Origin of the sequence: Rhizobium sp. BK529 (assembly GCF_014194105.1) — a bacterium.
Taxonomy (GTDB): domain Bacteria; phylum Pseudomonadota; class Alphaproteobacteria; order Rhizobiales; family Rhizobiaceae; genus Rhizobium.
In genome coordinates this window covers 239,809-254,178 of record NZ_JACIAU010000005.1, presented here as the reverse complement: position 1 = coordinate 254,178, position 14,370 = coordinate 239,809, and the positions used below count along the sequence as shown (strand labels likewise).

Annotated in this window: 11 protein-coding genes and 1 pseudogene; 3 read left to right on the top strand and 9 right to left on the bottom strand. The window is 58.6% G+C overall.

Features of this window, described 5'->3' with window-relative positions; genetic code table 11:
• From FHX08_RS26485 to FHX08_RS26460, 6 genes are read right to left on the bottom strand one after another with little or no spacing between them, the layout of a single operon-like run.
• Window positions 1-936 carry an ABC transporter permease gene (locus FHX08_RS26485; RefSeq protein ID WP_184327892.1) on the bottom strand — a complete coding sequence of 312 codons (936 nt, stop codon included), beginning with the start codon at window positions 934-936 and terminating at the stop codon, window positions 1-3.
• Complete coding sequence (locus FHX08_RS26480) at window positions 936-1,910, bottom strand: ABC transporter permease (RefSeq protein WP_132657417.1); 975 nt, start codon at window positions 1,908-1,910, stop codon at window positions 936-938. Before FHX08_RS26480 ends, FHX08_RS26485 begins: the two co-directional genes overlap by 1 nt.
• Entirely contained in the window at window positions 1,907-2,890 is a 984-nt protein-coding gene (locus FHX08_RS26475) for a nucleoside hydrolase (RefSeq protein WP_132657418.1), read from the bottom strand. Before FHX08_RS26475 ends, FHX08_RS26480 begins: the two co-directional genes overlap by 4 nt.
• On the bottom strand, window positions 2,887-3,846 hold the full coding sequence (locus tag FHX08_RS26470) for a nucleoside hydrolase (RefSeq protein ID WP_132657420.1): 960 nt from the start codon (window positions 3,844-3,846) through the stop codon (window positions 2,887-2,889). The genes FHX08_RS26475 and FHX08_RS26470 overlap by 4 nt, the downstream gene beginning before the upstream one ends.
• A 40-nt stretch (window positions 3,847-3,886) precedes the next feature.
• A complete protein-coding gene (locus tag FHX08_RS26465; protein ID WP_132657421.1) occupies window positions 3,887-4,768 on the bottom strand; it encodes a dihydrodipicolinate synthase family protein in 882 nt (293 codons plus the stop codon).
• A gap of 21 nt (window positions 4,769-4,789) precedes the next feature.
• The gene (locus tag FHX08_RS26460; RefSeq protein WP_132657423.1) at window positions 4,790-6,340 is read right to left on the bottom strand and encodes an ABC transporter substrate-binding protein; all 1,551 of its coding nucleotides are present in this window, start codon (window positions 6,338-6,340) and stop codon (window positions 4,790-4,792) included.
• A 134-nt stretch (window positions 6,341-6,474) separates the two neighbouring features.
• Here FHX08_RS26460 and FHX08_RS26455 point away from each other — a divergent pair, with 134 nt between their 5' ends.
• Window positions 6,475-7,377 carry a LysR family transcriptional regulator gene (locus tag FHX08_RS26455; protein WP_132657425.1) on the top strand — a complete coding sequence of 301 codons (903 nt, stop codon included), beginning with the start codon at window positions 6,475-6,477 and terminating at the stop codon, window positions 7,375-7,377.
• Window positions 7,378-7,626: 249 nt separating this feature from the next.
• Here the strand turns inward: FHX08_RS26455 and rtcR are convergent, their stop codons facing one another.
• Window positions 7,627-9,231, bottom strand: coding sequence for an RNA repair transcriptional activator RtcR (rtcR, locus tag FHX08_RS26450; RefSeq protein ID WP_132657427.1), 1,605 nt, complete (start codon window positions 9,229-9,231; stop codon window positions 7,627-7,629).
• Window positions 9,232-9,533: 302 nt separating this feature from the next.
• On the opposite strand from rtcR, the gene FHX08_RS26445 reads away from it, so the two are divergent.
• Window positions 9,534-10,940: an RtcB family protein gene (locus FHX08_RS26445; RefSeq protein WP_132657562.1), complete on the top strand. Its 1,407-nt coding sequence runs from the start codon at window positions 9,534-9,536 to the stop codon at window positions 10,938-10,940.
• Window positions 10,941-11,485: 545 nt separating this feature from the next.
• Here the strand turns inward: FHX08_RS26445 and FHX08_RS26440 are convergent.
• Both FHX08_RS26440 and FHX08_RS26435 read right to left on the bottom strand, forming a co-directional pair.
• A pseudogene (locus tag FHX08_RS26440) lies at window positions 11,486-12,587 on the bottom strand (IS3 family transposase).
• A gap of 423 nt (window positions 12,588-13,010) precedes the next feature.
• Window positions 13,011-13,901, bottom strand: coding sequence for a LysR family transcriptional regulator (locus tag FHX08_RS26435; protein ID WP_132657429.1), 891 nt, complete (start codon window positions 13,899-13,901; stop codon window positions 13,011-13,013).
• Between the two features lie 119 nt (window positions 13,902-14,020).
• Between FHX08_RS26435 and FHX08_RS26430 the strand changes: the two genes are divergently transcribed.
• The gene (locus tag FHX08_RS26430; protein ID WP_132657430.1) at window positions 14,021-14,284 is read left to right on the top strand and encodes a helix-turn-helix transcriptional regulator; all 264 of its coding nucleotides are present in this window, start codon (window positions 14,021-14,023) and stop codon (window positions 14,282-14,284) included.
• Window positions 14,285-14,370 lie beyond the last annotated feature (86 nt).

Below are 14,370 nucleotides of genomic sequence, written 5' to 3'. Positions count from 1 at the left end.
TCAGCCTTCCCGCCGAGGATTGAGGATGTCGCGCAGGCTGTCGCCGATCAGGTTGATGGCAACGATGAGCAACAGAAGCACGAGGCCGGGGAAAAAGCTGATCCAGTAGTCCCCGGAGAGGAGATATTCGAATCCGTTCGAGATCAGCAAGCCGAGCGAAGGCTCGGTGACGGGCAAGCCGATGCCGAGGAAGGAAAGCGTCGCTTCCAGCATGATGGCATAGGCAACACGCATGGTCGCGACGACGATCAGCGGCGGCAGGCAGTTCGGCAGGATGTGGCGGAAGAGAATGCTCCGGTCCGGAAGCGCCATCGAGCGGGCGGCATCCACATAGGCCCGCTTGCGTTCCACCAGCGCCGAACCGCGAATCGTGCGGGCATAATAGCCCCACTGCGTGACGATCAGCGCCAGGATGATCTTGTCAACCCCCTGCCCCAGGATGGCCAGGAAGATCAGCGCGATCAGGATCGCCGGAAAGCTGAGCTGGATATCGACGACGCGCATCAGGAAGGAATCCAGACGGCCGCCGGTATAGGCGCTCATAAGGCCGATCGAGGCGCCGATTATCAAAGCGATTGCTGCACTGGAGATGCCGACGAGGATGCTCGTACGAAGCCCGTAGAGGATCGCGCTCATAAGATCGCGCCCCTGGTCGTCCGTGCCGATCAGGTAGACCATGCCGCCCATACTCTGCGAGCCGGGCGGGAGGCGGCCATCAAGGATGTCGAGCTGCGACAGGTCGTAAGGATTCTGCGGCGCGATCAAAGGCGCGAATAGGGCGGCCAGAACAAAGGCCAGCACCAGCAGGATGCCGACAAGCGCGAGCTTGTCATGCAGGAGGGCGGAGATCACCTGACGGAATGGAGAGCGAGAACGCGCCTCGCCAGATGCGCTGCGGGCATGGACCGAGATTGCGGCATTCTTTTCCTGGCTCATCACGAATTCCCTTCAAGACGAACGCGCGGGTCGACGATCGAATAGAGGAGGTCGACGAGGAGATTGATGACGCTGAACATCACGACCGTGATCATGAGGTAGGCGAGGATGACGGGACGATCGAGGACGGCGATGGCGTCGATGATGAGTTTGCCCATGCCCGGCCAGGCGAAAATCGTCTCCGTCACGACGGCAAACGCGATCAGCGAACCGAGCTCCAGACCGATCACGGTGATCAGCGGAATGAGCGTGTTCTTCAGCACGTGCACGATGACGATCCGGCGCTCGGGCAGACCCTTCGCACGGGCGAAACGCACGAAATCGAGCTGCATCGTTTCAAGCACGCCGGCCCTTGTCAGGCGGATGATGAGGGAGATTTTAAACAGTGCCAGATTGAGGGCCGGCAGGAGAAGGTGCGACAGGCCATCCAGGGTGAAGAGACTGATCGGCACGCCGAAAACGGGCACCGTCTCACCCCGTCCGGATGCCGGCAGCCAGCCGAAATGCACGCTGAACAGCATGATCATCACCAGGCCGATCCAGAACGTCGGTAGGCTGAAGCCGAGGATGGAAAAGGTCATGACCGATTTGGAGACGAGGCTCTTCGGCTTCAGGCCCGCATAGACGCCGAGCGGAATTCCGAAAACGAGACCGATCACCAGCGCCACGAAGGCGAGCTCCAGCGTCGCCGGCATGCGGTTGAGGATCAGCGTCAATGCCGGCTGGTTGAAGACGAAGGAATTGCCGAGGTCGCCCGAAAGCGCCCTGGTGAGAAACAGCCAGTATTGTTCCCAGACCGGCTTGTCGAGGCCGAAGGACTGGATGACCTGCAGGCGCTCGGCCGGCGTCGCCGTCGGGCTCAGCAGCACGTCGACCGGGTTGCCGACGAGATAGAGGCCCGCAAAGACCAGGACCGACATCACGAATAGGGTCAGAACGGTCTGGATCGATCGGCTCAGGAGATATCCGCTCATAGATTCATGCCTCCCGGTGTTGTCGGACCGGACGCAGCGCTTCCGTAAAGCGAGATGCGCTCGACCAACAGATTGATGAATCCAGCTTCGTCGACGTCGGTAACCACAGTGGCATTCGGCACGCGGTCCATCTTTTGGTAGAAATCAGCATAGGTATAGCCCATCGTGAGTCCTGTTACCTGCGTGCCGACGGTCGCCTTGCGGCTGGTGAAAAGTTCGGGCCTGATCAGCCACGCGATCGTCGTCGCATCGTGGATCGGCCCGCCGGGCCGTTTGAAGCGCGCGATGTCGCTGCGATCGAAGGTCGAAAAGAGATTGTAGAGCGCGCCGCCGGCTGCACCCCCGCGATCGCCGAAACACTTGAAGTGTTCCGCCGTGAACAGCGCCTGGAAGGTCATGTCGAGCGGCATGACCACGATCGGAACGCCGGAACGATAGACAATCTCGGCTGCGTGCGGGTCCGCATAGATATTGAATTCCGCCCATGGGGTGCGGTGGCCCAGCGCAGTGAACGCGCCTCCCATGGAGACGATCTGGCGGATACCGCGCGTCACGTCGGGATGCTGGATGAGGGCGAGCGCGATATTGGTCATCGGCCCGATGGCGCAGATGGTGATCGGATCGCCGGCTTCCGCTGCCGCGCGCGCCGAGCGGACGATGAAGCGAACGGCGTGCTCCTCAGCGGGCACGATGCCGCCTCGGGCGATCAGTTCATCGCCGAACGAGCCGATCCTGGCATATTTGCCGAAGACCTGTTCCCTGACGAGAGGACCCGGCGCCCCGGCATGAACGGGGACATCCGCGCGTCCTGACACACCGACGATCTTGCAGACGTTGGTGAGAGTATCTTTCAACGGCACGTTTCCGGCGACGACCGACAAGCCGAGCACGTCGATTTCGGGCGACGCCAGTGCCATGAGGATGGCGGCCGCATCGTCGACACCCGGGTCCGCATCGATGATGATCCGGTGACGGTTCATGCGACGACCTTTTCGGCATAGCGGGAAAGGCGATCGAGAAAGAGGCCGATGATCCCTTCGACATCGACGCTGATCACGATGTCCGCATTGGGCTCGAGACCGCTCTTACCATACCAGTCGGCGACCGTCTGCCCCATGCACAGTTCGCTCTCGTGTTCGACGAACACGCGGACGCGTTGCGTTTCGAAAAGATGCGGCGCCAGCAGATAGGCGATCACCAGCGGATCGTGGAGGGGACCGCCACGCGATCCGTAACGGCGCACGTCGTTACGGTCCCAGAAGGCCATCAGTTCGGCAAGCGTTTGCGAAATACGGCCGCTGACGCTCGAAAACTGCGCGACATGCTCCGGTTTCAGCATGACCTGGTGCGTCGCATCGAGTGCCAGCGCGACGATCGGGATGCCGCTCGAAAAGACCACATGCGCCGCATGGGGATCGGCCAGTACGTTGAATTCCGCTGTCATCGTACGATTGCCAGGCTCGCGATAGGCACCGCCCATCATCACGATACGCTCGATCCCCTCGGCGATCTGCGGGGTCATCCGCAGCGCCACCGCTACGTTGGTCATAGGACCGAGGCAACAGATGGTGATGCGCCTCTGCGAAGCAGCCGCGGCAGCCAGCGTGTCGATGAGGAAGTCTACGGCAGACTTGTTCTCCACCGTCTTCACTGGATCCGGCAGCACCGTATTGCCGAGCCCGGTCTTGCCGTGGAACTGACCGTAGATCGGCTCCCGCAGCATCGGCCGGAAGCATCCGGCATAGACCGGAATATCCGTCCTGCGGCCGAGTTCACAGATCTGCAGGGCATTCCGAACGGTGCGTTCAAGCGGCTGGTTGCCGCAAACAGGCGTGATGCCCAGTATCTCGAGTTCCGGCGAAACGAAAGCGGTCAAGAGCGCGATTGTGTCATCGATCCCCGGATCGCAGTCAACAATGATCGGAATTAGGTTCATTTCAAAATCGCCTTTGGATTGTTGGTCAGACGGCTGGGGCTCAGAGCGCGCCGACATCGCCCAGAACCGCACGGATCTCGGCACGGGCAGCCTCGCCGAGCGGCATCTGTGGCGCCATCGGCACGCCGACCGGAAAACCTTGAAGTTCGAGCGCCGTCTTGATGCAGGCGGCGATCGAATATTTCGCGAAGATCTCGTTGACGCGCCAAAGCGGTCGCTGCAGTTCCATCGCTTTTGCCCAGTTCCCTGCCTTCGCGGCTTCATAAAGGGCGATGCTCTGGCGCGGCACAATGCAGGCGGGACCGGCCATCCAGCCGACCCCGCCAATCATCATCACGCAGACCGGAATGTGTGCGGAGGCGGCAAACACCTCGATCCGGCCGCGGGTGCGCTCGATGATGGAGAGAAGACGTCCCGTATTGGTCGAGGCATCCTTGATGTACCGGATGTTCTCGATACGGCTCAGCCGCTCGATGACCGGCAAGGTGAGGTCCGAGCGCTGGAACTGCGGATTGGTATAAAGCACGATCGGGCGACCACGGGCAGCCTTGGCGATCGCGGTGAAATAGGCCTCGACACCTTCATCGCTGATCGGGAAATACGCCTCGAGGATGGCCAAAATGCCATCCGCTCCCGCCTCGACCATATACTCTGTCTGTGCGACTGCATCGCTGGTCGACGTAGACGCCACGCCGGCGACAACGGGCACGCGGCCGCGATTGGCCGAAATCACCGTGTCGACGACGTGGCGCCGCTGCTCTTGGGAGAGATAGGCGAATTCGCCGGTGCTGCCGAGCGGCGTCAGGCCGTGGACGCCCTCGGCGATCAGGTGATCCACCAGGTCGGTCAGCACGGTTTCCATGACCGCACCCGACTGATCGACCGGCGAAACGAGGTAGGGAAATACACCGCTGAAAGACATGATGGACTACCGCTTTCCGGATCAGTTCGGCTTCACGTAATAAGGAAGCGTGTAGGCATCCGAACGGCCTTCGTAGGAAAGGTCGTTTTTGATCGCCCAGGTGTTGGCCAGATAGAAGACCGGGATGACGCCGAGATCTGTCATGGCGATCTCGGTCGCCTTCTTCAGAAGCTCCTCGCGGCTGGCGTCATCCAGCGTGCCGCGGGCTTCGCTCAGCGCCTTGTCGAACGCCGGATTGGAGTAGCGGCCGCGATTGCCCTGCCCCGCCTTCTCGCCATAGGTCTCGAGAATCGGGCCGAGCACACCGGAAGCTTCGCCGGTCTCGACGGCCGCTCCGCCCATGATGAAGCTGAACTCCAGATTGGACGCACGAGTGAAGTAGACGCTGCCTGGCAGCGTCACCACCTGAGTCTTGATGCCGATGCGGCTGAAGAACTGGCCGATCGCCTGTGCGACCTTGGAGTCGTTCGGATAACGGTCGTTCGAGGCATGGAAGGTCAGCGAGAAGCCATTCGGATATCCGGCACCGGCCAAAAGCTCCTTGGCCTTGTTCGGGTCGTAAGGATCGACCTTGATGTTCGGATCGTAACCGAAATAGCCTTCGGGGACGACCTGACCGGCCGGCACACCTTGACCGTCCATGATGCGGTCGACGAGTGCTTCGCGGTTGATCGAAAGCGAAAGCGCGCGACGCACTTCCGGCTTCAACAGCGGGTTCTTGCCGTCGGGCCCCTTTGCAAAGGGCGATTCCTCGCGGCCCTGGTCCATGTGAAGGTACATGATCCGGTTGCCCGCCACATTGACGACCTTGAGCTTGTCGGACGCCTGGAGCTTGCGCGTGTCGGCAGTTGGGATGCTCTCGATCATGTCGACATCGCCGGACAGGATGGCGGCGACGCGGGCGCTGCTGTTCTTGAACACCCGGAACATCACCTTGTCCCAGGCGGCCTTCTTATCCCAGTAATCGTCGTTGCGAGCGACGACGACATTGTCGTCCGGCGTCCAGGAAACAAACTTGAACGGACCGGTGCCGATGACACCCTTGCCAGAATTCATCTCTTCCGTTGTCGTATTTTCCATCTCGGCCGGCAGGATGGCGATGCGGCTCAGATTGTTGAGCAAGAGCGGCGTCGGGCCGTCCGTTTTGATGCGCACCGTCAGCGGATCGACGGCAGTGACCTCGGTAATTGCCTTCACATAGGCTGCAAACGAGCTCGGGCTATTCTTCGAGGCCAGGGGGACGCGCTTGATGCTGGCGACGACGTCTTCAGCGGTAAAATCGCTTCCGTCGTGGAACTTGACGTTCGGGCGCAGCTTGAATTCCCAGGTCGCGTCGTCGATTGTCTTCCAGGAGACTGCGAGCGCCGGCTGGATCTGCTGCTTGGCATCCTGGTTGACGAGGCCGTCAAACATATTGCGCGCCATGGCGCTATTGGGGCCGACGACATAGAACTGCGGATCCATGGACGTGGTCGATGCAGCAAGCCCGACAGTCAGATCCCTGGCGTAGCCTGTGAGGGGTACGGCAAAAACAGACGCTGCCAATGTGGCTGCGATCGCGTGGAATTTCATGATGGAGCTCCTCCGAGTTTCCGATATCCGCGCTCTCCCTGCGGATTGGAGACGCAAATAAAACGTCCACAAAGAAAAGAAAAATTGCATTTGGTGTTCAGTCCATGCCCTAATGTTATGGGAGTGTTTGAGCAATGCGATTGAAACCACGACAGGTCGAAGCCTTCAGAAGCGTGATGATGACGGGCGGCATTACCGCCGCCGCAGAGGCAATGAACGTGACGCAGCCCGCGGTCAGCCGCCTCATTCGCGACCTGGAGGAGATCGTCCGGATCACCCTCTTCGAACGGGTGGGCGCGCGGCTGGTGCCGACAGCCGAGGCGACACAGCTTTTTCGGGAGGTCGAGCGGCTTTATCTCGGACTGGACCAGATTGCCCAGGCAGCCGACGATATCCGCCGACACAAAAATATTGTGCTCAGGATCGGCAGCGTCACCTCGCTGGTTCGCCCTTACCTGCAGCAGGCGATCATCGACGTCATCGGCAATCGTCTGGACATTCCGCTGGTGATCGATGTCGAAAACAGCCGTCATATCTGGGACATGGTCGAAAAGAACCGCTACGATCTCGGTTTCGTCTTCAGCTCCCCCCGCATGAGCGACAAGAATGCAGTCCTGCTACACAGCGCGCCTGCTGTCGCCGCCATGGCTCCGGGTCATAGATTGGCATCGCGACGGATAATCACACCGGCCGATTTTCAGGACGAACGCGTCCTGATCCCCGGCAAGAATTCACCGCTGAGGCTCGCTCTGGATCGCGCCTTTGCCAGTGCGGAGTATCCACCGGCAAGCACGATGGAAACGTCCATGCTGAATTGCTGCCATTTTGCGGCATCCGGAATGGGAATAGGCGTCGTCGACTATACAAGTCTTCGCGCCGCGGGAGCCGATATTGTCGCGATCCCCTTCGAGCCAAGGATCGACGTCTCCTACTTCGCAATTCGGCCATCAGGCGGACAGCGTATCACCATCTTGGACGATCTGGTCCGGCGGATGCGCGAGCTAATCAGCTCCAAATCAGAATCTATCGCAGGGTGAAGGTCTTGAAGGGAATCGAACCGCCGGCAGCGTAATTCGGCTATCGGGCAATTGAAGGTATCCGAACCGCCGCCCCTGTTATTACACGCTTTTGCAACTGAAGGGATTGGGAACCGAGGAACCGTGGTTTTCTGACCTTTGCAGCGCAGTCGTCGGACGTCGTCGCCGCCTGAATTGCAGCCGACAGCGCCGCGCGGCGGTCGAGATGTCCGGGAACGACGCGGACGCCAAGGCGCAGATAGCTTGCTATCACCGGCGTGTGACGTCCTCAAATCTTATGCCGAAGCGCGCGAGATATTTCGTCAGACGATCTGCGTCATTGTTGCTTTTCTTTTCCAATCGCGAGACCGCAAACAAGGCTCTGCCGGCAGAGCTCGCCGTTGCGTGGCCGCGGCAGGTATGAAGAACCGCCGCAAGCTGCACCGCGTCAAATCGATCGAGGCGAGCGGCAGCTTCTGCACCCAACACATCCTCAATGATTGCAATGGTTCCATCATCATCGGTTGTGCGGCGCCAAAACGCCTTGAGACGCTTGATTTCGTCGTCAACGACGTCGGTCGTGATACGCCCGTGTGGCGCAAGCGTCGCCATGCGAGTTACCGAGGCCGACAGGTCGCGAAAATTAGCATTCCAGACGGCCTGCGGGCCGGTCGCGAATGTCAAATAGCGTTCACGCGCCTCCCTATTGAAGGTGACGTTTTCGCCTTCCCGCTCCAGATAGCGCCTGAGTTCGAAGTCGAGGTTCGGTCCAATGTCCTCCTTGCGCTCGCGCAGTGCCGGCAGCTGAAAAGTCCAGAGATTGAGCCGGGCATAGAGGTCCTCGCGGAACCGCCCATTGCGAACGTCTTCGCCCAGATCGCGATTGGTGCCTGCGAGCAGTTGGAAGTCTGCGGCGACCTCGCGATCGGCGCCGACAGGCAAAAATCTTTTTTCTTCGATTGCACGCAGGCACATAGCCTGCTCGTCAAGACCGAGTTCGCCAATCTCATCAAGGAACAACACGCCCTTGTCCGCAGATTTCAGAAGGCCCGCACGCTCGCCGGCTGCACCCGTAAAGGCACCCTTCACATGGCCGAATAGCGTAGACATGGCTTGGTCGCCACGCAGCGTCGCACAGTTGACTTCGACGAACGGGCCATTGATTTTCCGCTCAGCCTTCTTCAGCTCGTAAATCCGGCGAGCAAGCTGCGACTTGCCGGCACCTGTCGGGCCGGTCAGGAGAACGGGTGCAGTCGATCGGATAGCTACTCTCTCGATCTCGTCGATCATACGGTTAAAGGCGGCATTGCGCGTCGATATGCCGGACTTCAAGAACGAGGCTGCATCCTCCCGTTCCGACGCGAAGCGCTTGGCGATCTCGTCGTAACGGGAAAGATCCAAGTCGATAATCCGGTGCGTGCCGATAATGTCGGGCTCGGCCTCGCGATCGCGTGGCGGCGAGAGCTGCAGCAGCCTGCCGGGAATGATGCGCGCCTCGGTCAGCAGGAACCAGCAGATCTGCGCCACATGCGTGCCTGTGGTTATGTTGACGAGATAATCTTCCGTATCAGGATCAAAACTGTAGCCGCGGGCAAAGTCCCTGAGGCTGGTATAAACCTCGGAAAAATCCCACGGATCGCGGAAATTGATGACATTGCTGCGCACCTCCGTCGCCGGCGAAACCGTGCCAATGTCCGAGACGATACGCTGGCACAGAGGCTGAGCATGATTGTCGTGGATCAGCTCCAGCCGGTCGATGAACAGTCCTGGCTGTTGACAAAGGGCTACGGTGGGGCGCCAACGGCTCCAGCGATTGTCCCATTTTCCCGCATCCAGGGTCGTTCCCAATATGCTGATGGCGACCCGTCGCTTCATGGCTTATCCAAATTTATAATGAGTTTATAGGAAACAATAATATTCTGCGGAGAGCAATTTTCGCAACCTGAGATTAAAAAGCGAGGATCCGAAATTTTTCGTCAATAAAAACAAATCTATAATGAAAATTCGCCGCGTTTCTCCCCCTCATACGATCAAACTGGCACGGCGCTTGAAACGTCTCTGGCACGAACCAGCTGAGAGCGACGGTAACGGTCCTCGAAAGTTCGTCGCCCAAGGGGTGTGAAAGGAAGCAACGTAACAGAAGGACTGCAGACGCAGAAAAGACAATGACAACGGTAATGAGCGGACAGGATTTGATCGATGCCTGCATGAGCCAGGGAAAATGGTTTCGTCAGGCGCTCGACGCGGCCAATGCAGTTTTGGGGAACGGCGGCTCGATGGCGGACGCGCTGGAGGTGGCAAAGGCATTCCAGCCCGGACCGACGTTGGCTCTCAGGGCCGATAACGATATCGCGATCTATTCCAACATCCGCGCCGAGAACGCTTTTGAGCAGGATAATGTCGAGAAGGTCAACGCGACGATGCGCGCTCTGGTGCGCACGCCAGTCGTCCGTGCCGCGGCAATCATGCCGGACGCCTGCCCGGCGGGTCCAATCGGCACGATTCCGGTCGGTGGTGTCGTCGCTTCCGAAGCAATTCATCCCGGCATGCATTCGGCCGATATCTGTTGCTCGATGGCAATCTCGATCTTTTCAGGCGTCCATCCGAAATCGCTGATGGACGCCGTGCAGGCCGTGACGCATTTCGGCCCCGGCGGCCGTCCGCGCGGCGCGCAGTTCAAGCCTTCGGGGGCGACGCTATCGGCTTTCGAGCAGAACCCGTATTTGCGCGATGGAGCGCTGAGCGCCGGCATCGAGCACTTTGCGACCCAAGGTGACGGCAATCATTTCGCCTATGTCGGCACGATGAAGTCGACCGGTGAAACCGCGCTCGTCACCCATCACGGATCGCGCGCTCCGGGTGCACGGCTCTACGATAGGGGCATGAAGGTTGCCAACCGCTTCCGCGAGCAGATCTCGCCCGAGACCCATCGCGAGAACGCCTGGATTCCGGCGGATACCGAGGAAGGCGACCTCTACTGGTCAGCTTTGCAGACGATCCGTCAGTGGACGAAGGAAAACCACTATGTCCTGCACGACATGGCGGCGGAAAAGCTCTCGTCCAAGATTTCGGATCGCTTCTGGAATGAACATAATTTTGTTTTCCGGAAGTCGGATGGACTGTTCTATCATGGAAAGGGAGCGACGCCGGCGTTTGATAACTGGGCGCACGATGCCACGGATCTCACCATCATTCCGCTCAACATGGCGGAGCCGGTGCTGATCGTTCGCGGAACGAATGCCGCTCATGGCCTCGGCTTCTCGCCGCATGGCGCCGGCCGTAACGTCTCGCGCAGCGCGCATATGCGGCAGTTGTCGGCGGAGTATGGGGCAGATTCACGTGGTCTCAGTCCGAATAACATCGCAGCCATCCTGGATAAGGAAACAAGCGGCCTCGACGTCCGCTTCTTCTCCGGCTTTGCCGACGTGTCGGAACTGCCGAGCGCCTATAAGAGCGCTGCCAATGTGCGGGCACAGATCGACCACTTCGGCCTTGCCGAGGTGGTCGACGAAGTGATCCCGTACGGAAGCATCATGGCGGGCGACTGGCAGAAGAATGCGCCCTGGCGCAAAAAGCGCCAGTAAGCACGAGGGAAGGTAACCAAGCGTGGTTACCTTCCCTCGAACCCACTGTGTCTGGACCGCACAACGCAGCGCGTTTATACGCATCCGTCGTCGGAGACAAATATCTGCATTGTTGTGATGAACGTTGACGGTTCAGAGATAAGGTCAGCATATCCATGGCCATGACAAAACATTGGTGTCCCAACTGCAATCAAGGCTGGGTCATTCCTGTGCGTGTAAAAACGACCGGTGAGATTATTTTCGTATGCGAGGAATCTGAAGAGACATGGCTAAAGGAAAGTGAAATCGGACCCGCTCATTGGTCAGAGGTTCCTGGGGCCGGTCACTATTGTTATTTAAACGACTTCATGAAATCTATCGGTTTAGGACCAACCGAATACGAGAAGCTCGAATGGCTGGTTGTTTAGGCCGGCGACTCGTCGAGCATCTTTTCGATGATCTCGGCAGCGGCGTCCAGGAGCGCCAACGCGTGCAGCGGGGTGTCAGAGGTGGCTCAGTTTGTCTGAACAGTTTCGGGCGTTTCGCTAAGTGGATTTCCGCCTCGATTATGCCGCCACCGTCATTGGTGCCAGCGCGTTGAAGTAGGCCTGATCCGGTGTATGCCGGTCAAGGGATGAATGTGGGCGTCGGCTATTTTAAAAGGTCAGATATCGGCCAATGCCGATGCGGGCTTCGGACACGGTCTTGTAGGCGTGGAGGTAGACTTCCTATTTGATCGAACGCCAGAGCCGTTCGACGAACACGTTGTCCCCCCACGCACCCTTGCCATCCATCGAGATGGGGATTTCCGCCTTCTTCAGCACCGCCATGAAGTCGACAAAGGTAAACTGCGATCCCTGGTCCGTATTGAAGATGCCGGGTTTGCCAACGGACCAAAGCTTCCTCGACTGCTGCGATACAGAAGGCCGCTTCCATCGTGATCGACAGCCGCCATGAGAGCACACGGCGACTGAACCAATCTACGACGGCGCAGAGATAGACAAAGCCGTGCCATCGGAATAGATGTCAGGTCCATTGCCCACACCTGGTTGGGTCGGGTAACCGCCAACTTGCGCAGAAGATAGGGATAGATTTTGTGCCCAGGTGCTGGTTTGGAGGTGTTCGGCCGACGGTAGATCGCTTCGATGCCCATCTTCTTCATCAGCGTGGCGATGTGCAGCCGCCCAGTTTCCAGCCCTTCTCCCCTCAAGAGCCCTTGAAACATTCGACTTCCGGCAAACGGGTAGTCCAGATGCAGTTCGTCGACGCATCAAGGCCAGATCACCGTCGGACAATGGACGCGGTAGATAATAGACGCTCCCACGGCTGAAGCCGAGAAACTCGCGGTTCATCATTTTCTTTCCGCCCAGCAATCCCGCCTTGCCGAGCGCACCGGATAAAAAATCGTTCTCCAGTGTCAGTTCGCCGATCTTGGCATGAAGCGTTTGACATCGACGGTTGGACCGGCCGGTTCGGCCTTGGTTTCATCGCCAAAAACTCCTGTAAACCCTTAAGGAGCTGGTCTTTCCATTGCTTGATCTGGTTGGCGTGCACATCGAACTGCTGGGACTACTCCACCAGCGTAAGCTCACCTCTGATGGCGGCAAGTGCCACCTTCGCCTTGAAAGCCGGGCTATGGTTCCGGCGCGCTCGTCTTGTTCCTGGTATCTAAGCCGAATTCAGGCAGAAATTCCACTTATCCTAGTTGTACAGATTCCCGAGCCAGCTCTGAGTGACAATCCGTTCAACGAGCGGACAGCAAGTAACGATAGGAAATGGGACATCATTGAATGATGGCGTGAAGATGATCCAAGGATTCTAGAATGACTGATCATAAGATTTCAATGCCTCATCGTCATACAGTAAGATACGAGGAGGATGACCTGATATTGGAATATGAAGTCGAACTTTCTGCGCATGGTATAATTCTCTACAACCGTGCCCCGAAAGTTGTTTCCGGTGACCGCATTAGCTGCCCCGATCGAGCGGATATTATCGCGGAATGGCTCAGGTCTAAATTTAGCAACGTTAAGGTTGATACATCGTTACCTCGGTAGTCCCATCACGATCTGTGGCCGGCGGTGCCTCCCCTCACCTCCCCGGCCGCACCAGCGACCGCGCAATATCGATGATGTCGTCACGGCCGGCAGTCGGATCCTCCCGGTTCCAGGCGACACCAAGGCCGATCTTGAAATCGATCCCCCTCACCTTCTTCAATTCAAAGCCGCGGTTGGGCAGATCCTGCGTCCATTCCGGCACGAAGCCGATGCCAAGGCCGGCCGAGACCAGCGACACCAGCGAGAAGGTGTCGTCGCAGGTGTAGGTGACATTATCAGTCAGATCGTGCTCCTCGAACTTTTCGGCGAAATAGCGCTCGCTGTAGGAGAGGTTCTGACGGGAAAACGAGATGATCTTTTCGGAGCGCAGATCCTCAAGATCGATCTCGCTCTTCAATGACAGCGGGCTCTCTTTGGCGACCGCCAGCAGGTAGCGCTCATGGGCGATCGAGAAGAAGCGCAACGAACCGATATTCTCCACCGGCCTAATGAAGCCGAGGTTGATGCGGCCTGCCTCGATATGGCGGATGATGTCATCGGTGGTGCCGCTTTCGATATGCATGCGGATATCGGGATATTTGCGGCCGATGCGCGACAGGAAGGACGGCAGCACGCCGATGGTGGCGGGATAGACGGTGCCGATGGCAATCTTCCTCGCCGCCTTGCCGGCCACCGACCTCGCGATCTCCCTCGACAGATCGATCTCACTTAAGATCCGCACCGATCGCTCATAGAACGCCGCCCCTGCCCTTGTCAGCTCCACCCGCCTGGTCGAGCGGATGAAGAGCTGCACGCCGAGTTCCTTCTCCAGCGCCATGACCTGGTTCGACAGAGCTGGCTGGGCGATGTGCACCTTGGCTGCAGCTCTGCCGAAATGCAGCTCCTCGGCCACCGCAACGAAGTAGGATAGCTGGCGTAATTCCATAGGTTTGCCCCACCTGCCCTCGCAGACAGTGACCATCGCGACGCACAAGCGACGACGTTGTGATAATATGTCGGTTATATCCCATGGATTAATGCAATGCAAGATGGTGCCCATGGGCTATGGACACTCGTGCGCGCATAGCTTGGAATCTGCGAAATCTTCGCTCCCTGCGGAACATCACCCAGGAGAATCTTGCTGTCGACGCTCAGGTGGACCGAACCGTTATCAGTGATCTGGAGAGAGGAAAGCACAACGCTTCGGTCGATCTCCTCGATAGATTAGCCCTCGCTCTGGTTGCGGATATTTCTGAATTCTTCTCTGAGCCTCCCACCGGGGATCGGCCGAAACCGATGAGAGCAGGACGAAAGCCAAAGCAAATATAAGCAACTTGCTTTACAACGTGCGCAAACGATGGTCGCCTTGATGGGAATCGAACATAAGGCCAAGTTGTTATCGAAACCCGTCGAAG